The sequence below is a fragment of the Amycolatopsis sp. cg13 genome (assembly GCF_041346965.1).
Lineage (GTDB): Bacteria > Actinomycetota > Actinomycetes > Mycobacteriales > Pseudonocardiaceae > Amycolatopsis.
This window is the reverse complement of sequence record NZ_CP166848.1, coordinates 7,805,451-7,826,860: the sequence shown is the minus strand read 5'-3', so window position 1 is coordinate 7,826,860 and position 21,410 is coordinate 7,805,451. Positions and strand designations below refer to the sequence as shown.

Below are 21,410 nucleotides of genomic sequence, written 5' to 3'. Positions count from 1 at the left end.
GATTCCTCCTGGTTTCGCGGGGTGGGGATCGGGGCGCGCCTCAGGCGAGGAGCGCCCGGCCGAAGTGGTCGCTGGGACCGGTGACGCCAGGCAGCGCGAAGAAATATCCGCCGCCGAACGGGGAGATGTAGTCGACGAGCGGTTCGCCGATCAGTCGCTTCTGGACAGTCTCGAACTGGCGCTCGAGATCCTGCTGGTAGCAGGTGAAGACGAGGCCCATGTCGAGGTTGCCGTTGGCGTCCACGCCGCGGTCGTAGTTGACCGCGCGGCGCAGGATCCGCTGGTCGTCGGTTTGCGGGGTGCGCGGATTCGCCTTGCGGATATGACTGGTGAGCGGGATGACGGTGCCGATCGGATCGTCGGCGTAGCGCGGTTCGTCCTTTTCGGACGCCCCGTCCAGCGGAGCGCCGGTGTCGCGGCGGCGGCCGAACATGTTCTCCTGTTCGGCGATCGAGACCCGGTCCCAGAACTCGACCAGCATCCGGATCAGCCGGATCACCTGGTAGCTGCCGCCGGTCGTCCACGCGGGCTCGCCCGCTCCGGAAACCCACACCAGCCGGTCCATTTCGGACTCGCCCGGATTCGCGGTGCCGTCCTTGAACCCCATCAGATTGCGCGGAGTGCCGGACGGCCGCGAGGGCGAACTGAAGCCGTTGATCTTCCAGCGCAGTTGCATTCCGCCGCGGGTCGCGCGGGCGATGTCGCGCAGCGCGTGCAGCACGGTGTCGGTGTCCCCTGCGGACAGCGTGAGCGACAGGTCGCCGTGGCATTGCGGGGCGTCGAGCGCGTCGTTGGGGAACATGGTCATCGGCTTGAGCTTCTTGGGCTTGCGGTCGGCCAGCCCGTAGCGTCCGTCGAAAAGGGACGATCCGACGCCGACGATCACGCCGAGATCGCTGTGCGGCACCACCGGGCCGAGCACCCCGGAGTCAGCGGGCGGCGCGGTAATCCCGAGCGCGGCCGGAGCACCGCCGTTCGTGAGAAACCGCGCGCGGTCGGTGATTTCCTGGAACAGCTGGGTCAATTCCGCGCGGTTTTCGGCGACCACGTCGAAGGACGCGACGATGCTTTGCGCCGGAGGCTGGCGGAGAATCGCGGCCTGTTTGGGGCCGTGGAACGCAACCGTGGCAGGCGATTCTTCGCTCGCGCTGGCTGTCACTCCGATTCCGGCAGCCGCGGTGATCCCCGCGCCCACGACGGTGCGCCGCAGGAAGGACCGACGGGAGGATTCTGTCGTCACGAGGTCCTCCTCGGCTCCGCGATGGCGGCGATCGGAGCGAGCAGCTCGGTCAATTCGCTGACGTCAGCGTTGAGCTTCTGCCGGCGCGGCGCGGACAGCTGGTTCACCGGCGTCCACGAGTTGTCCGGCTTCTTGGCGCTGTCGAGGGTGCTTTCGGTGCGCTTCATCCAGCTGTCCACCTTGGACAGTGCCGGATAGCGCGGGGCGAGCACCGGACGCAGCACGTCGAGGACCGCTTGAGTCCCGTCGAGATTCGCCCGTGCGGTGGCGAGGTTGGTGCCGCTGCCGTAATCGGTGCGGGCGGTCAGTTCGAATTGCAGGGTGTTCTCCACGATCTCGTGCGCGCGCAGGCCGAGGTCGTTCGGGTCGACCTGACTGTCCGCAAAGGACTTGCGGAGCTTCTGCACGTCGCTGTCCAGCTGATCGGCCACCGGAGCGAGGGCGGCGAGATCTTCGTTGTGCCACAAGCCGGATTCGATCCGGTGGAATCCGGTGAAGTCCGGGCTCTTGACTCCGTCGGGCAGCCCGTCGGCGGTGCCGTTGATGGCTTTGTCCGAGTCGCCGAAGGCGTTGTAGGCCGCGCCGAGCCGTTCGTAGTCGAGATGCGCGACAAGCCAAGCACTCTGGCTCGCACCGCGATCGTTGCTCCGAATGGCGTCCTTCAGCTTGCCGACATCGGCGGCCAGTTGGCCGAGCCCTTGTGCCACATGGGCTTGATAGGACTTCAACGGCCCGAGCAGATCATTCTGCGTCACCGGCGCGACACCGGGACCGCGCTCGGCACCACCGCTCACCGTGACGGTCGGCCCCACGATCGCCGAGGAATCCTCAGGGAGACAACGGAATGCGTAGGTTCCGTTGCCAAGCGTGACCTGCATGGATCGAACAGTTCCGCTGCCGAGCCCTTCGACCTCGCCGTAAACCACACCGGTCGCCGGGTCGATCAAATCCACCTCGGCGGTCACGGTTCCCGTGTTGTGCAGGCGAAAGGTCTGCACCCCGGCTTGCGGATCCGCCCAGCCCTGCCCGCAGGCCGACCGGGAGATCTGGATCTCCGGATCCTGCGCCGAAGCCCCGTCCGGCCAGACCGCGAACGCGATCCCCGCCGCCACGACCGCAATCGCGACCCCACCGCCGATCCAGCGGGCGCGCACAGACCCCGGCACTTTTTCCTCCTGCCACACGTTCGGACTACCGGGACGGAATTATGCGTGCGGAAAGTGAAGAAACCCTGGTCGAGAACGTCGCCCACCCGGGAATTCACCAGGACTTCAACCAGGGAACGGAAGAAGCCGGACATAGCCGCCAAATAGTGTGGTAATGGGCTGCCCGATTCGCCGGGTATGACACTTTCGCTCACCACGCCCGCGCAAGGGAGGTCTCCCAGTGCCGGTATCGCCAGGGTCTCCCCGAAGTCCGGGAATCCCGCGAACCTGGGTCAGCACTTGCTTCCACGACAAAGGGAACCCATGACGACCACTCACGCAGGCCTGTTCGATCTGAGCGGGAAGTCCGCGCTTGTCACCGGCGGCACCAGGGGCATCGGAATGATGATCGCGCGCGGCCTTCTGCGGGCGGGTGCTCGCGTCATCGTCAGCTCGCGCAAGGCGGACGCGTGCGCGGAGGCACAGCGGCTGCTGTCCGAATCCGGCGACGTTCAAGCAATCCCCGCCGACCTGTCCCGCCGCGACGAGTGCCAGCGCCTCGCCGAACTGGTCACGGCCGATTCGGGACGGCTGGACGTCCTCGTCAACAACGCGGGAGCGATGTGGCGCGAGCCACTGGAGACATTCCCGGCCGAGGCCTGGGACGCGGTGCTCGACGTCAATCTCAAATCGCCGTTCTGGCTGGTACAGGCGCTGCTGCCCGCGCTGCGCAGGGCGGGCACCGCCGATGATCCCGCGCGGATCATCAACATCGGCAGCATCGCCGCGATCCACGTCGCGGCGGCGCCGAACTACTCGTACGCCAGCAGCAAAGCGGCGCTCCATCAACTCACCCGGGTGCTTGCCAGGGAACTGGGCCCCCAGCACGTCACGGTGAACGCGGTCGCCCCCGGAGTGTTCCCGTCGCAGATGATGGCGGCGACGATCGACGCCATCGGCGACACGATCGCGGCGAAGACCCCGCTGCGCCGCCTCGGCCGCGACGACGACATGGCAGGTGTCGCCGTCTTCCTCGCCAGCCGGGCCGGGTCTTACCTGACGGGTGCCGTCGTCCCGGTCGACGGTGGCACCGCCACGACTGCCTCGGGCACCTGAGTCTCCTCAGATCGGGGTACCGGCAGGGCCTCCCTCCGCCTGTGGGCAGGGCTTACGGTGAAGGGGTGGCCACGATCGATCTGCGCACTGAGATCAAGGAGTTCCTGAGGTCGCGTCGCGCGCGGATCACGCCCGAGCAGGCCGGACTGCCTGCCTATGGCGGCAATCGCCGGGTCAAGGGCCTGCGTCGCGAAGAGGTCGCGCTACTGGCCGGAGTGTCGGTGGACTACTACGTGCGCATGGAGCGCGGCAGCCTCGCCGGCGCCTCCGACGGGGTGCTCGACGCGCTGGCCTCCGCCTTGCACCTTGACGAGGCCGAGCGCGACCACCTCTTCCACCTTGCCCGGCAGTCCAGCGGCGGTCCGCGCCGTCGGCGACCCGCCGCGACGGTGCGTCCGGCGCTGCAGCAGGTGCTCGCCGCCATCACCGACGCCCCGGCGTGGATCTGCAACGGCCGCTACGACGTGCTGGCCACGAATCGCCTTGCCCGCGCGCTGTATTCCCCGGTGCTGGCCGACCCGCGACGCCCGGCGAACACCGCGCGATTCGTGTACCTGGATCCCGACGCGGCACGAACGTTCTTCGTCGACTACGACCGCGTCGCCCGCGATGTGGCCGCGAAGCTCCGCATGGAAGCCGGGCGCAACCCGCACGACGAGGACCTGATCGCCCTGGTCGGCGAGCTGTCGACGCGCAGCGAACTGTTCCGGCAGCAGTGGGCGTCTCAAGACGTCCGGCTCCACCGGTCCGGGCGCAAACGCCTGCACCATCCCGTCGTGGGCCAACTGGACCTGGACGTCGAGTCGATGGACCTGCCTTCCGAACCCGGGCTGATCCTGAACGTCTACACCGCCGCCACCGGCACACCGACCGCGGACGGCTTGGCCCTCCTGGCGTCGTGGGCGGCCAGCCAGGAGGAACTGACGACCGGCGGATAAACCGGCGCCCCTCAGCGCGGATTCCCGCTAGCGTGAAGCAGTTCGCACGAAGGGCGGGAAGCATGAACCACACCGAGCTAACCGAACGTTTCGCAACCCTGACCACCGCCCACCTGGCCGACGGCTGCCTGCGCGCCCGCCTGTCCGTCCGGTGCGCGCCAGCCGGAACCCGGGCAGTGATCCCAGGACTCAAGCTTGCCGGACGGGTGCTGCCCGCCCGCCACTCCGGCAGCGTGGACGTCTTCCTGGAAGCCCTCACTTCCGCACAACCCGGCGATGTCCTGGTAGTGGACAACCTAGGTCGCCTAGACGAGAGCTGCGTCGGCGACCTCATCACCGCCGAAGTCGCCACGGCTGGGCTAAGCGGGATTGTCATTTGGGGCCTGCACCGCGACACCGCCGAACTACGCGAAATCGGCCTCCCGGTCTACAGCCTTGGCTCCCTCTCCACCGGCCCGCTGCACCTCAACGACCGCGCCGCCAACGCCCTGGAATCCGCCACCGTCGGCAAATGGACGGTCACCACGGACGACCTGGTCTTCGGCGACGATGACGGTGTCCTCTTCATCCCGGCCGCCCAGGCCGATGACGTGTTCCGGCTCGCTGAATCCATTCGCGACACCGAGCATCGCCAGGCAGCGAAGATCCGTGACGGGGTTACTCTGCGCGAACAGGTCCGGTTCAGCGAATTCCTGGCCCAGCGGGAAAGCGACCCTTCCTACACGTTCCGGCAGCATCTTCGTGCGAAAGACAGCGCTATTGAGGAATAGGAAAACCGCCTTGCCGCAGCCGGAGAACGCGGACACCTGAGCATTACCGCAATCGCAGTGAACCTAAGTCTCACCGGCACCGGCTGGGTGAACGGCCAAATCCTCATCGCCAACGGAGGCACAGCATGAACGACAAGCAGCTCGCCTACGTCCTGGTCCCCCGAGGCGAAACCATCCTCCTGATCCGCCGCGCCCCCGAGACTTTCCTAGGCGGGCATCGGGAATTCCCCGGCGGCACCGTCGAACCCGGCGAAGCCCCGGAGACCACCGCGGTACGGGAGGTCGCCGAGGAAACCGGGTTGCGGGTACGGCTCGCCAGGGAACGGGCCCGCCAATCGTGGCCGGACCGCACCGGCAAACCGTTCACCGTGCACGCCTCCTACTACGACGCGCATCCGGACTTCCTCGGCGACCTTCAGCTCAACCCGGCCGAACATGACGACCACCGCTGGCTGACCCCCGCGGACGCGGCCGGACTCCCCCTGTCCGACCACGTCAGGCAGGTACTGCTCGGCTGAAATCCCGAGCCAGCTGCGCGGCCCGGTCCCGCAACAACGACCGAGCCTCCGCCACGCACCGATACTCGTCCGGCTCGACATCGGTCAGCGCATACACCCCAGCGAAACCCGCCGCCTGCCATTCCGGTGCGGACAACAGGCATCGGCCAGCCAACGCGACCACCGGAGTACCGCCCGCCGCCCGAAGAACACCCACCGGCGCTTTTCCGTGCAGCGACTGCGTATCCAACGATCCCTCTCCGGTGATGACGAGCCGGGCGTCGCGGGCAGCGGCCGGGAAACCCAGCAGCTCCAACAGCAATTCGATACCTGGCCGAATACGGGCGCCGAGTCCGGTGAGGACACCGAACCCGACGCCGCCTGCCGCGCCTGCGCCCGGGGTGGTGGCGTGCGCGGAGCCCAACACTTCGGCCCACCGAGTCAGCCCGCGTTCCAGCGAAGCGATTTCGACGGGCCCGGCACCCTTCTGCGGTCCGTATACCGCGGCGGCACCATCCACACCCAGCAATGGGTTGTCCACATCGGACGCCAGGACAATGTCCACTTCGGGCAGTTCAGACAAATCCACTGTGGACAACTCGGCCAACGCCGCACCGCCCGGCGGAAGCGGCGCACCGGAAGCGTCGAGCAACCGAGCGCCCAACGCCGTCAGCAATCCGGCTCCGCCATCGGTACAGGCGCTACCGCCGACGCCGAGCACGATCTGCGTCGCACCGGCGGCACGGGCGGCCGCGATCAGCTCGCCCGTGCCGTAGCTCGACGCGGTCAGCGGTTCCAGCCGGCCGCCGGGCAGCCGGTGGAGGCCGGACGCCTCCGCCAGCTCGACCACGGCGACCGTCTCGCGCAGGGCGTAGTACGCGGTGATCCGGCGGCCGGTCGGGCCGGAAACCCGCACCGGCACCCGCTGGAACCCGGCCGCGACGGCGGCGGCGACGGTTCCGTCACCGCCGTCCGCCACCGGCAGCTGCCGCACCGGTTCGCCGGGCGCGACCTCGGCGAACGCCGCGGCGACCACCTCCGCGACCTCCGCCGCGGTGAGCGAGCCCTTGAACTTGTCCGGAGCCACTAAAACCGTCACGCCGCGGCCTTGAACGCTCGCCAGTCCCCGATTTCCGTGATGTCCCGCAGCTGCACGTGCGAGGTCTGCGGCCGCCGCAGCAGCATCGCGAACGCCGAACTGCCGTCGGCCAGTTCGATCACGCCCAGCTCCAGCTCCGGCGGTTCGGACGGGAGCACGCGGTCGCGCAGCTGGTCCAGCGTGAGGTCGTAGACCTCGCCGGAGATCGCCGCGCCGCCGTGCGCTACCGGGACCAGTGCCGGGCATTGCCCGCCTACCGAGTAGAACCGGTACTTCGCGGCGGTGGTCGTTTCGGCCACCAGTGGAGCGCCGTCGAGCAGGTGGTGCAGGGGTTCGCCGCGCATCGCGCCGCCGTTGAGGAACATCAGAGGCATTGTGGAATCCTTTCCGCGCGGCGCAGCCGCTCCGTTGAGGGTGGTGGTGGGGCGGTAGCCGGGCTTTCTCTTAGAGGATCGCCTTCACCACGTCGATTCCGAAATAGACGGTGAACACGAGCGCGAGCACAGTGAGGATCCACCCTGCTTCACGCCACTTCCCGCGGAAGGTCTTGATCAGCACGAACGCGATGAGGCCCGCGCCGACGCCGTTGGTGATGGAGTAGGTGAACGGAATGAGCGCGACCGTCAGGAACACCGGGATCGTGTAATCCGGGTCGTTCCACGGGATATTGCGGCACTGCGCCACCATCATCCCGCCGATCACCACGAGCGCGGGCGCGGCGGCCTGCGCCGGGACGATGCCCGCGATCGGCGTGAACAGCAGGGTCGCCCCGAACAAGAGTCCAGTCACGACACTCGCCAGCCCGGTCCGCGCGCCCTCCCCGACGCCGGCCGCGGACTCCAGGAACACGGTGTTCGGCGACGACCCGGACATCCCGCCCGCGATCGCGCCGGCCCCGTCCACGAAGAGGATCCGGCCCATCCGCGGCACCCGGCCGTTCTTCGACAGCCCGGCCTCGGCCGACACGCTGGTGATGGTGCCCATCGCGTCGAAGAAGCCGGACAGCACCAGGGTGAACAGGAAGATCGTCGCGGTCAGCGCACCCGCCTTGGCGAATCCGCCGAACAGGTCGACGTGGCCGAGCAGCCCGAAATCAGGAGCCGCCACCACGGAATGCGGCAGCGTCGGCGTCGTCAACCCCCAGTCGCCGACGCCGAATCCGTCGTGCAGCACCACCGCGAGCACGGTGGCGGCGGCGATGCTGATCAGCACCGCGCCGGGCACCTTCCGGGACATCAGCACGGTCATCAGCAGCAAGCCGAAGCAGAACACCGCGAGCGGCAGGCCGGACAGATGCCCGTCGGTACCGAGCCTCACCGGAACGGTGGTGTGCGCGGAGTCCGGAATACGCGTCACGAACCCGGCGCTCACCAGTCCGACGAGCGCGATGTAGAGGCCGATGCCGACGGTGATCGCGGTTTTCAGCGGTCCGGGAATCGCGTTCATGATGCGTTCCCGGACGCCGCTGACCGCCATCAGCACAATGCAGACGCCTTCCAGGACAACCAGTCCGAAGGCCTGCGCCCACGTCATCGACGGGGCCATCTGGAACGCGACAATGCCGTTGATGCCGAGACCGGCGGCGAGCGCGAGCGGCGCGTTGCCGACGAGTCCCATGAGGACAGTCATCACGGCGGCGGCGAGCGCGGTCGCCGTGGTCACTTGCGCGGCGCTGAGTTTCGCGCCGGTGATGTCGGCGGAAGCGCCGAGGATGAGCGGGTTGAGCAAAACGATGTAAGCCATCGCGACGAAAGTGGTGATGCCACCGCGCACTTCGCGGCCTACGCTGGTGTCGCGAGCGCGTATTTCGAACAGAAGCTCCACAATGGACTTGCGCTGCGGTCCTGGAGCCGAGGTCACCGCTTCGTCGAGGCGTACCTGGGTCATGCGTCCTCCCCTTGCCGGTGGGTGTGCCGCACCGCACCCCTGGCACACGCAAGGGGCGGGACGGCGGGACGTTTGCGTTTTTCTGGTGCTCCGGTCAGCACCGGGATGGTGGCCCGGTGGGGTGGGGCGGTGGACGCTGAAGCCGATTCTGACCGGCATTCAGCACTCGCCGAGGCTCAGTACTCGATCCGGTCGGATCGGCCGAGCCAGGCGGAAAACGGGGCGAAAGCGTCCGGTGTGGACACTCGCGAAACGGGGGTCTGCCACGTTTCGCGCGGGTGCTCGAACAGTTCGTAGAACGCCCGGTCGTCGAATCCGGCGCGGGCGGCGTCGTGCCGGTCGGCCGCGTACAGCACGCGGTCCACGCGCGCCCACAGCGACGACGCGAGGCACATCGGGCACGGCTCGCACGAGGAAACCAGCACGCAGCCGGCCAGGCTGAACGTGTCCAGCGCCTGGCAGGCCGCGCGGATCGCGACCACCTCGGCGTGCGCGGTCGGGTCGAGCGACGGGGTGACGCGGTTGACGCCGGTCGCGACGATCTCGCCGTCCTTCACCACCAGCGCGCCGAACGGGCCGCCGCCGTCGGCGACGTTCTTCTCGGCGATCCGCACGCATTCGGCGAGCCAGGCGCGTTCGACGTCGGCATCGATGGACACGGTCATAACGGTAGCGCTCCCAACAGTTCGGAGGTCGGATTGCTCAGGACCAGGCCGGGCCGGCCGGCGGGGCGTCGTCGCGCAGGACGGTGCCCTCGATCAGGCCGTAGGGCCGGTCGGCGGCGTAGAACACCTCGCCGGGGTTGTCGAGGCCGAACGGCTCGAGGTCGACGAGGAAGTGGTGCTTGTTCGGCAGCGCGAAGCGGATCTCCGCGATTTCCGGGACGGCCTCCAGCACCGCCTGCCCCATCGCGTACAGCGTCTGCTGCAGAGACTGGCTGTGCGTGCCGCCGAACGCGTCGAGCAGCGTGGCGAGCGCCGTCTCGTGCGCCTTCGCCCAGTCGGCCTCCTCGACGGAGTACCGCCAGGTCGCGGACACCGCGGTGGCGAGGATCCGGTCCTTCACCTCGACGAGCGTGGTGTATTCGTCGCGCGGGAAGCCCCAGAATTCGGAGCCGGTGGAGTTGAGCACGGTCAGGTCTTCCACCCCGCCGAGCACCCAGGCCCGCTCGCCGTCGTAGGTGACGCGCGTGGTCCGCGTGCCCGCGCCGGAACGCGCGAACGAGTGGTGCGCCGGCCGTCCGCCGACCTGCAGCCGTTCCCACGGATGAGCCACGATCCCGACGCGCGCGGCGTGGATGCTCTCCTGCGTGGACACGAAGTGCCTGGCCAGCCGCAGCGCGAAGTCCTCGATCTCGCCGATGCCGTCGCGGGCGAAGGCGAAGACGGTGTTCTTCTGCGTGTCGGTGGCCAGCACCTTGTCGTTGGCCCCGGTCAGGTGGGTGTCGCTCATGTCGCCCGACAGCGACACGCTCACGGTGAGGTCGGTGATCCGGTGCTCGTCACCGTCCCGGTCGACGCGGACCAGCCGGTTTTCGGCCTTCCCGTAGCGGTTGTCGCCAAGAACGATCGCCATTGTCATCCCTTCCGTTTCGCTCGCCGAGTGAGTACACCCGCCGCGGCGTGGCACGGGCCACGGCAGATCCGCCGAAAGCGGCGAGCGCGAACGGCCGGTTTTTCGTAGTTTCCGCCAAACCCCTCTGGTGTGCGGTACTGATGGGCGGAAGGAGGCGCGCATGCGGCTGGGTGCACTGCTCGACACCCCGGAGCTGGGGTTGCGGCTGCTGGCGGGCGAGAAGGCGCGCGACCGCGAGTTCGGCCGCGTCTTCCAGGCGACCCTGCAGGATCCGACGCGGTACCTCGACGGCGGCGAGATCGTGCTGTGCGGAATGCGCTGGCTGCCGGGGCCCTCGGACGCGGACGCGTTCGTCGGCAAGCTCGCCGCCGCGGGCGTCACCGCGCTCGGAGCGGGCACCGCCGAGGTCGGCGGACCGGTGCCGGACTATCTCGTGACCGCCTGCGAGCGCGTCGGCCTGCCGTTGTTCGAGGTGCCGGTGTCGGTTTCGTTCGCGACCGTCGCCGAGCGGGTGATCCTGGGCCTGGCGGCGGAACGCTCAGCGCCCGCCCGCGATTCGCACCGGCGGCTGGTGGCCGCGGTGACCTCCGGCCGCGGGCTGTCCGCGCTGGTCGAAGCAGGCTCGGAAGAGCTGGGGGCCGGCTGCGTCGTACTGAGCGCGACTGGTCAGCAGCTGGCGGGCGGACCCGAACTGCCCACCGCGCGGCGCACCGCGCTGGCCCGCCGCTTCCTGCGCGCCGAACGGCTGCCGTGCCAGGACGGTCCGGTCACGCTGCTCGGCGCGGCCGGTCGCTCCGGGCACCGGATCGCGAGCTGGTTCCTGGTGGTGGACGGCGATCCGGCGCAGTGGCCGTCCGCGCGCCGCGAGCTGGCGCAGGAGCTCGCCGCGCTGGTCGGGCTCGAACGGTCCCGGGTGGACGAGGCCCGGCGGATCGAGAACCGGGCGGCCGAACCGCTGCTGCGGCTGGTGCTCTCCGACGACGCCGCGCCGGGCGAGCTGACCTCCCGGCTGGCCGCCGCCGGGTTCGCGCCGCAGGAACCGGTGGCGACACTGTCCGCCGAGGTCCGCGGCGGCGGGCCGGGACTCGCGCAGGTGCTGGTGGAGGAGCTGCTTTCGACCACCGGGCAGCCGGTGCTGGCGGCGACTGTCGACGGCGAGACGTTCGGCCTCTTCTCCTCGCGCGACACCGAGACGTTGCGGGAAGCGGTGCACACCATCGAACCCGCACTCGGGTCCGCGCGGTTGACGCTCGGCCTCAGCCGCGCCGCGGACGCCGCCGGTCTGCGCGCCGGCGTGCAGGAAGCCCGGCACGCGCGCACACTGGCCGCGTTGACGCCGGGCCGCGCGACGGTGCTGTCCGGCGATGAAGTCGCGTCCCATTTGCTGCTGCTCGCGGCCGTTCCGGAAGACTTGCGCCGCACGTTCGGCGAAAAAGTACTGGGGCCGGTACTCGCGTACGACGCCGCACACGGTTCCGAATTGATAACGACGCTCAAGGCGTTCCTGGAACATTCGGGATCTTGGACACAGACTTCGGCCACGCTCCACTTGCACGTGAACACCCTGCGATACCGGATCACCCGGATCGGGGAACTCACCGGACGCGATCCGAGCCGGTTCGCCGACCGCGTGGATCTTTATCTGGCCGGCTGCTTCACGCAGAACTGGGGGTGGTCTTGACCATCCGTCCGGAATGTCCTGCGGAAACGCCGCAGACCCTGATTTTTCGTACCCCGTAACGGAAATCCAAACAGTACGCTTATCCGTAAAGAATTATTGGGAATACTTGACCATTCGATGAAGCACGACGGCACTCGGGAGGAGGATGCACCATCCGACCGAGCGTCCTACCCTGAGGTCATGTACATCGCATTGCTGTCCTACACAGCACCTCGAAACGAAGTCGACTACGCACTGGCCGAACACGCGGACTGGCTGCGAAGCCACTTCGCGCACGGATTGTTCCTCGTTTCCGGAAAAGGAAACGAGGACGCGGACCAGGTCATCATCTCCCGCCCGTGCCTGCGCGGCAAGCTCGACGCCGTGCTCGCCACCGACCCGCTCGTGCTGCAACGCCTCGCGCATTACCGCGTGATCGAATTCTCCGCCACCCGCACCGCTGATGAGTTCCTGACCGTCAACGAGGCGCTCGCCTCCTGATCGCACCGCTTCACGCGGATCGACGAACGCCCGGACGCAGGTGGCCTCCGGACCGCTCCGCCCGCCACCTGCCGGACGTACTCCCGCCGCGAACTCGCCTATGATCACGCGAGATCTTTCGTTCCGGCCCGGGAGACCGCATGCATACGCCCGACCTCGTGTTCCGAGGCCGTCGCCTCACCAGTGACCGCGCCCTGGTGATGGCCATCATCAACCGCACCCCCGACTCGTTCTACGACAACGGTGCGACCTTCGAAGAAGCCCCCGCGCAGGCGGCCATCCGGCGCGCGCACGCCGAGGGCGCCGACCTGATCGACATCGGCGGCGTTCCCGCGGGCAAGGGCCCCGAGGTCACCGCGGCCGAGGAGATCCGCCGGGTCGTGCCGACAGTCGAATGGGCCCGCGAGCACTTCCCCGAGCTGGTCATCAGCGTGGACACTTACCGAGCCGAGGTCGCCGACGCCGTCTGCCGCGCGGGCGCGGACCTGGTCAACGACAACTGGGCCGCGATCGAGCCCGAGATCCTCGACGTCGCCGCCGAACACGGCGCGGGCTACATCTGCTCGCACACCAACGGTCTCGTGCCGCGCACCGAAGCCGTCCGGCCGGTGTACGACGACGTGGTGGCCGCCGTGGTCGAAGGCACGACCGCGCTGGCCGAGCGCGCGCTCGCCGCGGGCGTGCCGCGCGAGGGCATCATGATCGACCCCTGCATCGACTTCGGGAAGAACTCCTACCAGTCGCTCGAGCTGTTGCGGCATGTCGACGCGCTGGTCGCGACCGGCTGGCCGGTGCTGATGGCGCTGTCGAACAAGGACGTGATCGGCGAAACGCTGGACCTCCCGGTCGGCGAACGAGTCATCGGCACGCTCGCCGCCACCGCGGTGTCCGCGCTGCACGGCGCGGCGATGTTCCGCGCGCACCAGGTTCGCGAGACGCGGCAGGTCGCGGAGATGGTGGCCAGCATCATCGGCACCCGGCCGCCGGCGAACGTTGTACGGTCGGTCTGATGCGCGAAGTCTTTCCCGGAAACTCAGACCGCACCGAGGCCGACGTCGAGCAGCTCTACGTCTATCCGGACGTGCCGAAGTGGCTCGCGGTGAACTTCGTGTCGAGCGCCGACGGCGGGATCACCATCGAAGGCCGCTCGGGCGGGCTGTCGACGCCCGCGGACCGCATCGTCTACCGGCTGGGCAACGACCTCGCCGACGTCGTGCTGGTCGGCGCGGGCACCGCGCAGGCCGAGGGCTTTGAGGGCCTGCGGCCGGACGAGAAGACCGCGGAGCGGCGGCGCAGGCACGGGCTGGCCCCGATCGCGCCGATCGCCGTGGTCAGCACCGGTCGTTCGCTGCCGCCGGACGCGCCGGTGATCACCAAGGCCCTGGTGCCGACGATCGTCATCACGAGCGCGGCGACCGACCCGGAACTGCGCGCGGCGTGGGCGTCCGCTGGGGCGGATGTCCTGGTCGCTGGGACAGGCGACCCGACGCTGCACGAGGCCACCGGCGACCCGGCCCTGCACGCCGACCCGGACGACCAGCGCCCGCGCCCCCGCCACGGCGACGTAGACCTGCGCGCGGCCGTGGACGAACTGGCCCGGCGAGGCCTCCGCCGCATCGACTGTGAGGGCGGCCCGCACCTATTCGCCTCGCTGCTCGCTGCGGGCGTGGTCGACGAACTGCGCCTGACCGTCGCGCCAATGCTGATCGCCGGAGACGCACCACGCGTCGCGATGGGTGCCGCTATCGACCCCCAGCAACTCGAATTAATGTCCGCGCTCGTAGACGACAACTCAGTACTCTTGCGGTATCGCGTCCACTGACCCGGGGAGGGACCGTGGCCAAGACCGCTCTGCGCAACGCACGCGTCTTCGACGGACAAGGGCTCACCGAACCGCGCACCGTCGTGATCGACGGGCCGGTGCTCGGCACAGATCCCGCCGGGGCACGGGAAATCGATGCCGCCGGGGCGGCCCTGCTGCCCGGGTTCATCGACGCGCACCTCCATCTGGAACGGCCGGAGCAGCTGGCCGGCCTCGCCGAATGGGGCATCACGACCGGCCTCGACATGGCGTGCTGGCCAGCCTCCCGGGTAACCGAACTGCGCACCGCGGGCCCGGCGGATTTCCGCAGTGCCGGGCTTCCCGCGATCGGCCCGCACGGCCTCCACTCCACGATCCCGGAGATGCCCGCGTCCGCGATCGTGACGACCGCGGAAGCCGCCGTCCGGTTCGTCGAAGCGCGGGCCGCGGAGGGCGTCGACTACGTCAAAGGCGTCGCCGAAGCTCCCGGTGACGGCGGTCCGCCCGCGGAAGCGTTGCAGGCGCTGGTCGACACGGCGCGGGAACGAGGTCTGGACACCGTCCTGCACGCGGCGACCTCGGGCGCGTACCACCTGGCGGTGGCGACCGGAGCGCGATTCGTGACGCATGTGCCGGTGGTCGGCCGGATCGCGGACGAGGACGTCGCCACGATGAAAGCCGCTGGGCAGACGGCGATCCCGACGCTCACCATGATGGAAGGGGCGCTCGCCTTCTTCGCCGGCGCCGCTGGCGATTACCTGGCCAACGTGGCTGCTTTGCACGCCGCCGGGGTAGAAATCCTCGCCGGGACCGACGCCAACGGAGGTTCCGGAGCCCCGGTCGCGGTCGCGCACGGGTCGAGCCTGCACCACGAGTTCGAGCTGCTGGCCGAGGCTGGGTTGAGCCCGGTGGAGATCCTGCGCGCCGCGACCATCGGCCCGGCGCGGGCGTTCGGGCTGACTGACCGAGGCGAGATCCGGCCCGGGTTACGCGCGGACCTGGTCTTGATCGACGGCGATCCGGTGGCTGATCTGTCGGCGACGCGGGCGATTCGCACTGTTTGGTGCGCGGGAAGGGAAATCGACCGCTGACGACAGCGCTGGCGGGCTTTGTCGTACGTGAGGGGAACCCTGAGGGAATCTGATTCCCTCAGGGTTCCCCTCACGTACCTGCGTCCTCAGGACCGCTGAACCGCATCGTCGGCTTCCTCGAAAGTCTTCTGCGCCTTGGTCAACTCGTCGGCCGCCCGCGCGGCGCGTTGCTCCGCCTCGGCGAGCCGTTCCCGCAATTCGGTCACCCGTTCGTCGGCTTGCTCGGCCGTCCGCTCCGCGCGCTGCAGATTCCGTTCGGCTTCCGCCCGCGCCCGTACCGCCTGGCGCCGTTCCAGTGCGCGGACCCGGGCCTCTTCCTCGGCTCGACGGTCCTTTTCGGACTGCCGGGTCTTCTTGGCGGGCGCGGGATTCGTCGGCAGCGACAGCCAGCGGTCGGCGTCCTGGCGGGCCTTCGACGTCAGCCGTCCGGCCAGCGCCAGGCGGGCGACGTCGGCGTCCGCGACGATCGCCTCCAGCGTTTCCTCCACCTCGCGCTCGACGGAATCGCTCAAGCCGGACGCGTCCCGCACGATCCGCTGCACCAGCTCTGCCCGCTGATGCGCCAGTTCGCGGAGCCGGGAGCCGTCGAGCTGCTCGTGCGCGTCGCGCAGCTTCTCGCCGATCGAGGCCAGCTCGGACAGCGGGGCGGAACCGTCGCGCGCCAGGCGGTTGACGTACGCCGCGGCCGCAGTGGGCTTGCGCAGCGCGCGGATCCGGCGCGCCAGCTCGACGTCGCCCGCTTCCTTCGCCGCGCGGGCGGCCGCGGTGCGCTCCGCGACGAAGTCGGCCGGCTCACCTGCGTAGAGCCGGTCGGCGACGGTATCGAAATCCGTGGTTGCCACGTGTGCCACCGAACCACACGAGTAGTCCGAACGCGACGCAACGCGTAACGTGGACGTCCACCCATCAAGGTCGAGTGAAGCGGGACGGTGCCCATGACGCCTCCGGGCCGGCTCGCGCTGACGGCCAGCCCCCTGGTCGCCGGCGCGCTCAAAGCACTGCAAATCGCCACCGAGCTGCCGGTCGCGATGGGCGGACCGGTGTCGGCGGCTTCCCGTTCGCACGTCATCGACCAGCTCCGCGGCACCGCCACCCGGTCGATGCAGCACATCCAGGTCGACACCGGGGCCGGGCTCGGCGGCAAAGCGGTGGCGCTGGCGCGGCCGTCAACGGTCGTCGACTATCTCAACGCACAGGGCATCACGCACAAATACGACCACGCGGTCGCACCTGAACGGCTGCGCGCGATGGTGGCGCTGCCGGTGCGCGTCGGCGAGACCACGCGCGCGGTGTTGTATGCGGCGTCGCGGGATTCGATCACGTTCGGCGACCGGCTGTTGCACGCGGCGACCGCGGTGGCGACTCGGTTGGGACGTGACATCGAGGTCGAAGAGGAAGTACAGCGACGGCTGGCCGCGCCGCCGGTCGTCCCGGCGGCCGAACGCGGCGACCTGCACGCCGAGCTGACCGCCATCGCCGGTTCGATCCAGGACGAAAGCGCCCGGCAGCGGCTGCTCGCGGTGTGCGAACGGCTGCGCCCGGAGCTCGACCTGCCCGGCGTCGCGCTGACCCCGCGCGAGGTCGACGTGCTGCGACTGGTCAGCGAGGGCTGCACGAACGACGAGATCTCAGACCGGCTCGGCCTGCTGCCCAATACGGTCAAGTCGTATCTCAAGCACGCGATGCGGAAGCTGGCGGTGTCGAACCGGGTGCAGGCGGTGAACCGGGCTCGCGCCGCCGGGCTCCTGCGCTAGGACGCGGCGATGTCCGATCCCGAAGTACCCGCAGTTCTGCCGAGGTTATGCAGTACTTCTGAACGCACGCTGCCGAGGCGAGTCAGTGCAGCGCCGGGGACTTTCTCCGTTCGACCCCGTGCGTCCTGCTCGAGAGCCGTCCAGTTTCCCTGGGCGTCGGACCTTCGGGCGGCCACCGCACGTGGGCGGGCACCGATGACCAAGGCACCCGCTGGCTCGTTCCAGTCCACATCGGACGCACCCTCCATGTGGGGTGGCCAGACCCGGTCCGGCGAGCGAAAATCACCCGCGCGGGCAGTGCGGCCCGCAGACGCGAAGGGATCGCCACGTGTTCTATGACCTGAGTGTCCGCGACTTCCTCGACCGCGCCGAAACGGTGTACCCGGACCGGATCGCGGTGGTGGACGAACCAGCCCAGCCCGCGGAGTCCTGGGGCTCGGTGCCCTACCGCGAACTCGCCCGCCGCGCCCGCGCGCAGGCGGCGAACCTCGACGCGCTCGGCGTTCCCGCCGGCGGCCGGGTCGCCATCGTCTCGCACAACTCCGCGCGGCTGCTGACGTCGTTCTTCGGCGTCTCCGGCTGGGGCCGCGTCCTGGTGCCGGTGAATTTCCGCCTCGCCGCCGCCGAGGTCCGGTACATCGTCGAGCATTCCGGCGCCGAGGTCCTGATGATCGACCCCGAGCTGAAACCGTTGCTGGACAGCGTAACCGCGAAGCACGTGTTCATCCTGGGCGAGGACGACGACAAAATCTGGGGCGGCGACGCCGAACCGCGGCCGTGGGACGCCGACGAATCCGCGACCGCCACGATCAACTACACCTCCGGCACCACCGCGCGGCCGAAGGGCGTCCAGCTCACGCACCGCAATTTGTGGCTCAACGCAACGACTTTCGGCCTGCACACCACGCTCAGCGACAACGACGTCCTGCTGCACACCCTGCCGATGTTCCACGCGAACGGCTGGGGAATGCCGTACGCGGTCACCGGCCTCGGCGGACGGCACATCGTGCTGCGCAAGGTGGACGGCACCGAAATCCTGCGCCGCGTGCAGGAACACGGCGTGACGATCATGTGCGCCGCCCCCGCCGTCGTCACCGCCGCGCTGGACGGCGCAGCCTCCTGGGACGGCGAAATCCCCGGCCGCGACCGAGTCCGGATCGTGGTGGCCGGCGCGCCGCCGCCGACCCGGACCATCGAACGCGTGCGCGCGGAACTCGGCTGGGAATTCATCCAGATCTACGGCCTGACCGAGACGTCGCCGCTGGTCACGGTCAACCGCTTCCGCAGCGAATGGGCCGACCTGGACCCGCACGAGCAGGCGAAGCTCCTCGGCCGCGCCGGCGCCCCGGCCCTCGGCGTCCGCGTCACGATCGACACCGACGGCGAAGTCCTCACTCAAAGCAACCACAACCTCGACGGCTACTGGGAAAACCCGGACGAGACCGCCCGGGTCCAGGAAGGCAACTGGTTCCACACCGGCGACGGCGGCACCTTCGCCGACGGCTACCTGACCATCGCCGACCGCAAGAAGGACGTCATCATCACCGGCGGCGAGAACGTGTCGTCGATCGAGGTGGAAGACGCGCTGAGCTCGCACCCGGCCGTCCGGGAAGCCGCGGTGATCGGCATCCCGGACGAGAAATGGGGCGAGCTGGTCACCGCCCTCGTGGTGACCGACGGCAGCGAGGTGACGGCGGACGAGCTGATCACGCACTGCCGCCAGCACCTGGCCGGGTACAAGTGCCCGAAGCGCGTGGAGTTCCTGGAGGAACTGCCGCGGACGGCGACGGGGAAGATCCAGAAGTTCAAGCTGCGGCAGCCGTTTTGGGAGGGGCAGGACCGGCAGGTGAACTGAGCTTGTGCAGTGCTCCTTCGTACCGCGCCCGAAGGAGCACTGCGCCGCCTCGACGGACGGCCCCGTCAGCCCCCGCTCGCCGCCTGTTTCCTCGACCACTCCGCAGCATCAGCGCCATACCGGGTCAACAGTCGCGCGAACTGAGCCCGCTCCTCCGCCGACCAAGCAGCCGTGATCTCCTCGAACGCTTTTCGCTGCTCGACGGCGAAACGTTTCCGCTCAGCCTCGCCATGCTCGGTGAGTTCGAGCACCGTACGACGTCCATCGGCCTGCGACGCCGCCCGCCGCAGCAAGCCGTCGGCGATGCACGCGGCGACAGTCCGGCTGGCCACCGGCTGCGCGACACCCATCTCGACGGCGAGCCCGCCGACCGTCGTCTCGTCGGGCGCGTCGGCGATCACGTTGAGCACGAGATTGCGCGACAAATCCTTGTTCGACGCCGGAGTGCGCCGCCGCAGCCGGGACAGCGCTGGGCCGATCTGGTCCAGTACGGGGTCGGGAGAGCCGCTCATGCGCTTGATCCTAGGCCGCACCTGCCCATTTGCATACCTCAGGGCAAGTACATAGCATTAGGTATGTAAATACCCGATGCAAGGAATCGAGACGAACCACCATGACGCTCACCGCCATCGCCAACGCCCGGGTCTTCGACGGGGAGAAGTCCCTCGGCGTGCGGACCGTCGTCCTCGACGGCACGCGGATCGCCCAGGTCGGCGGCGAGATCCCCCAGGGCAGCGAAACCGTCGACGGCACCGGCGCGACCCTGCTCCCGGGGCTCATCGACGCCCACGTGCACTCCGCACCGGGCTCGCTGGCGCTGGCCCTGCGGTTCGGGGTGACCACCGAACTGGAGATGCAGGGGATGAACACCCGGGAGAACCGGGGCCACATCACCGACGACGACACCGTCGCCGACGTGCGGTCCGCCGGTTTCGGCATCACCCCGCCCGGCGGTCACCCCAGCGAGCTGATGCCCGAAGGATTCCGGCCGAAGTGGGACCTCCCGCCGGTGATGCCGGTGATGCCGTTCTCCACCACGCCCGAGGAAGCGGCCGCGTTCGTCCCCCAGCTCCTCGCCAGAGGCTCAGACTTCATCAAATTCATGATCGACGACGGCAGCATCGAGGGGCACCCCGGTCTGCCGTGTCTCGACCAGGCCACGGTGAACGCCGGGGTCGCGGAAGCCAAGAAGTACGGCGCGCTCACCGTGGCTCACGCGCTCACCGTGGAAGCGACCAAGATGGCCGTCGAGGCGGGCATCGACGGTCTCGCCCACGTCTTCATGGACCAGCCGCACACCGACGAGATCATCAGCCTCGTCAAGGACGCGGGCATGTTCGTCGTTCCCTGCATCAGCCTCAACGCCTCGCTGATGGGCATCACCGGCAGCGCGCTCGCTGACGACCTCCGAGTCGCCGCCCGCCTCGACGACAAGTGGGAAGAAACCCTGCGCTCCAGCTACAACCGCTACCCGCAGGGCAAGCTCGAAGACGTGTACGACACCGTGCGCGCGCTCGACGCCGCCGGTGTCGACGTGCTGGCGGGCACCGATGTCTCCATGCCCGAGACGTTCTTCGGAGGCCTCGCACACGGAGCGAGCCTGCACCACGAACTGCAGTACCTCGTCGAAGCCGGTCTCACACCCGAGCGCGCCTTGCGAGCAGCCACCGCGACCACTGCCCGCCGCTTCCGGCTCAGCGACCGAGGCCGCGTCGCCGAGGGACTCCGCGCCGACCTTCTGCTGGTCGACGGCGACCCGACCCGCGACATCAGCGACACGCTCAACACCCGCGCCATCTGGCGTCGCGGCGCCCGCCTGGCGGATTGACCGCAGGTGCCCCGAATCCTGTTCAGCGAGCCGGGATTCGGGGCCACTGACCGTCCTCTTTGGATAGTCAGTCGTCGGCAGGCTGGTAAACCAACCGCAGCACCCCGTTGCGGAACGCGGTCGTGTCCGCCAGCCGGAAGTCCAGCTGCGGCCCCTCCGCCGGGAACAGCCGCCGTCCCTTGCCGACCACCACCGGGTACTGCAGCAGGGTCAGCTCGTCCACCAGCCCGTGCGACAGGAGCCACCGCACCAGCGTCGTGCTCCCGCTGGTCATGATGTCGCCGCCCGCGCTGGACTTCAGTTCCGCGATCGCCTCGCCGAGGTCGCCGCGCAGGAGCGTCGTGTTGTGCCAGTCCGCCGCGGTCAGGGTGGTGGACGCGACGTACTTCGGCACGCTGTTCATGAACTCCGCGCCCGGGTCGTCGGTGCGGCCTGGCCACGCCTCGGCGAAGCCCTCGTAGGTCACGCGACCCAGCAACATCGCGTCGGCGTCCGCCATGCCGTCGCCCACCGCGTGTTCGAGCTCGTCGTTCCAGTACGAGAGCGACCACTGGTCCGGCGCCTCGACAACGCCGTCGAGCGAGACGAACAAGGTGGACACGATCTTGCGCATCGAGCGACTCCTTGGTGTTCGGGATCGCCGACACTATGGC

General features: G+C 69.1%; 22 protein-coding genes. 12 read left to right on the top strand and 10 right to left on the bottom strand.

All coding sequences use genetic code 11. The features are described from left to right. Window positions 1-40: 40 nt before the first annotated feature. Window positions 41-1,240, bottom strand: coding sequence for a Dyp-type peroxidase (locus tag AB5I40_RS36870; RefSeq protein ID WP_370934780.1), 1,200 nt, complete (start codon window positions 1,238-1,240; stop codon window positions 41-43). Further along, the gene (locus tag AB5I40_RS36865; RefSeq protein ID WP_370934779.1) at window positions 1,237-2,406 is read right to left on the bottom strand and encodes an EfeM/EfeO family lipoprotein; all 1,170 of its coding nucleotides are present in this window, start codon (window positions 2,404-2,406) and stop codon (window positions 1,237-1,239) included. Before AB5I40_RS36865 ends, AB5I40_RS36870 begins: the two co-directional genes overlap by 4 nt. Window positions 2,407-2,709: 303 nt before the next feature. Here AB5I40_RS36865 and AB5I40_RS36860 point away from each other — a divergent pair, with 303 nt between their 5' ends. From AB5I40_RS36860 to AB5I40_RS36845, 4 genes are all read left to right on the top strand, one after another. After that, a complete protein-coding gene (locus AB5I40_RS36860; protein ID WP_370934778.1) occupies window positions 2,710-3,501 on the top strand; it encodes an SDR family oxidoreductase in 792 nt (263 codons plus the stop codon). Window positions 3,502-3,566: 65 nt separating this feature from the next. Continuing rightward, window positions 3,567-4,439, top strand: a complete 873-nt coding sequence (locus tag AB5I40_RS36855; protein ID WP_370934777.1) for a helix-turn-helix transcriptional regulator — start codon at window positions 3,567-3,569, stop codon at window positions 4,437-4,439. 62 nt (window positions 4,440-4,501) lie between these two features. Beyond that, a complete protein-coding gene (locus AB5I40_RS36850; RefSeq protein WP_370934776.1) occupies window positions 4,502-5,209 on the top strand; it encodes an RraA family protein in 708 nt (235 codons plus the stop codon). Between the two features lie 125 nt (window positions 5,210-5,334). Further along, entirely contained in the window at window positions 5,335-5,727 is a 393-nt protein-coding gene (locus tag AB5I40_RS36845) for an NUDIX hydrolase (protein WP_370934775.1), read from the top strand. Here AB5I40_RS36845 and AB5I40_RS36840 read toward each other — a convergent pair. The 5 genes from AB5I40_RS36840 to pucL all read right to left on the bottom strand — a co-directional run bounded on the left by AB5I40_RS36840 (window position 5,705) and on the right by pucL (window position 10,267). Continuing rightward, window positions 5,705-6,805: a glycerate kinase gene (locus tag AB5I40_RS36840; RefSeq protein WP_370934774.1), complete on the bottom strand. Its 1,101-nt coding sequence runs from the start codon at window positions 6,803-6,805 to the stop codon at window positions 5,705-5,707. The two genes, AB5I40_RS36845 and AB5I40_RS36840, sit on opposite strands and share 23 nt — an antisense overlap. Continuing rightward, window positions 6,802-7,179, bottom strand: a complete 378-nt coding sequence (locus AB5I40_RS36835; protein ID WP_009082380.1) for a gamma-glutamylcyclotransferase — start codon at window positions 7,177-7,179, stop codon at window positions 6,802-6,804. The genes AB5I40_RS36840 and AB5I40_RS36835 overlap by 4 nt, the downstream gene beginning before the upstream one ends. A 70-nt stretch (window positions 7,180-7,249) precedes the next feature. Beyond that, a complete protein-coding gene (locus AB5I40_RS36830; RefSeq protein ID WP_370934773.1) occupies window positions 7,250-8,692 on the bottom strand; it encodes an NCS2 family permease in 1,443 nt (480 codons plus the stop codon). A 176-nt stretch (window positions 8,693-8,868) separates the two neighbouring features. Then, window positions 8,869-9,357: a nucleoside deaminase gene (locus AB5I40_RS36825; protein WP_370934772.1), complete on the bottom strand. Its 489-nt coding sequence runs from the start codon at window positions 9,355-9,357 to the stop codon at window positions 8,869-8,871. A gap of 37 nt (window positions 9,358-9,394) precedes the next feature. Next, complete coding sequence (gene pucL, locus AB5I40_RS36820) at window positions 9,395-10,267, bottom strand: factor-independent urate hydroxylase (protein WP_370934771.1); 873 nt, start codon at window positions 10,265-10,267, stop codon at window positions 9,395-9,397. Window positions 10,268-10,427: 160 nt separating this feature from the next. Here pucL and AB5I40_RS36815 point away from each other — a divergent pair, with 160 nt between their 5' ends. The 5 genes from AB5I40_RS36815 (at window position 10,428) to AB5I40_RS36795 (ending at window position 15,320) form a co-directional block, all read left to right on the top strand. Beyond that, a complete protein-coding gene (locus AB5I40_RS36815; RefSeq protein ID WP_370934770.1) occupies window positions 10,428-11,948 on the top strand; it encodes a PucR family transcriptional regulator in 1,521 nt (506 codons plus the stop codon). A gap of 180 nt (window positions 11,949-12,128) precedes the next feature. After that, complete coding sequence (locus tag AB5I40_RS36810; protein WP_116198492.1) at window positions 12,129-12,428, top strand: YciI family protein; 300 nt, start codon at window positions 12,129-12,131, stop codon at window positions 12,426-12,428. A gap of 140 nt (window positions 12,429-12,568) precedes the next feature. Then, window positions 12,569-13,438, top strand: a complete 870-nt coding sequence (folP, locus tag AB5I40_RS36805; RefSeq protein WP_370934769.1) for a dihydropteroate synthase — start codon at window positions 12,569-12,571, stop codon at window positions 13,436-13,438. After that, window positions 13,438-14,250, top strand: a complete 813-nt coding sequence (locus AB5I40_RS36800; protein WP_370934768.1) for a pyrimidine reductase family protein — start codon at window positions 13,438-13,440, stop codon at window positions 14,248-14,250. The genes folP and AB5I40_RS36800 overlap by 1 nt, the downstream gene beginning before the upstream one ends. A 14-nt stretch (window positions 14,251-14,264) precedes the next feature. Beyond that, window positions 14,265-15,320, top strand: coding sequence for an amidohydrolase family protein (locus tag AB5I40_RS36795; RefSeq protein ID WP_370934767.1), 1,056 nt, complete (start codon window positions 14,265-14,267; stop codon window positions 15,318-15,320). Between the two features lie 86 nt (window positions 15,321-15,406). Here AB5I40_RS36795 and AB5I40_RS36790 read toward each other — a convergent pair whose 3' ends face one another. After that, a complete protein-coding gene (locus AB5I40_RS36790; RefSeq protein ID WP_370934766.1) occupies window positions 15,407-16,162 on the bottom strand; it encodes a hypothetical protein in 756 nt (251 codons plus the stop codon). Between the two features lie 93 nt (window positions 16,163-16,255). Between AB5I40_RS36790 and AB5I40_RS36785 the strand changes: the two genes are divergently transcribed. Together AB5I40_RS36785 and AB5I40_RS36780 are read left to right on the top strand one after the other, a co-directional pair. Then, window positions 16,256-17,074 (top strand): LuxR C-terminal-related transcriptional regulator, encoded by an 819-nt coding sequence (locus tag AB5I40_RS36785; protein ID WP_370934765.1) that lies wholly within the window; start codon window positions 16,256-16,258, stop codon window positions 17,072-17,074. 328 nt (window positions 17,075-17,402) lie between these two features. Further along, window positions 17,403-18,929, top strand: a complete 1,527-nt coding sequence (locus AB5I40_RS36780) for an AMP-binding protein (protein WP_370934764.1) — start codon at window positions 17,403-17,405, stop codon at window positions 18,927-18,929. Between the two features lie 65 nt (window positions 18,930-18,994). On the opposite strand, the gene AB5I40_RS36775 is transcribed toward AB5I40_RS36780, so the two are convergent. Beyond that, complete coding sequence (locus AB5I40_RS36775) at window positions 18,995-19,441, bottom strand: MarR family winged helix-turn-helix transcriptional regulator (protein ID WP_370934763.1); 447 nt, start codon at window positions 19,439-19,441, stop codon at window positions 18,995-18,997. A 101-nt stretch (window positions 19,442-19,542) separates the two neighbouring features. Between AB5I40_RS36775 and AB5I40_RS36770 the strand changes: the two genes are divergently transcribed. Then, on the top strand, window positions 19,543-20,757 hold the full coding sequence (locus AB5I40_RS36770) for an amidohydrolase family protein (RefSeq protein WP_370934762.1): 1,215 nt from the start codon (window positions 19,543-19,545) through the stop codon (window positions 20,755-20,757). Window positions 20,758-20,824: 67 nt separating this feature from the next. Here the strand turns inward: AB5I40_RS36770 and AB5I40_RS36765 are convergent, their stop codons facing one another. After that, window positions 20,825-21,370 (bottom strand): dihydrofolate reductase family protein, encoded by a 546-nt coding sequence (locus AB5I40_RS36765; protein WP_370934761.1) that lies wholly within the window; start codon window positions 21,368-21,370, stop codon window positions 20,825-20,827. Window positions 21,371-21,410: the final 40 nt, after the last annotated feature.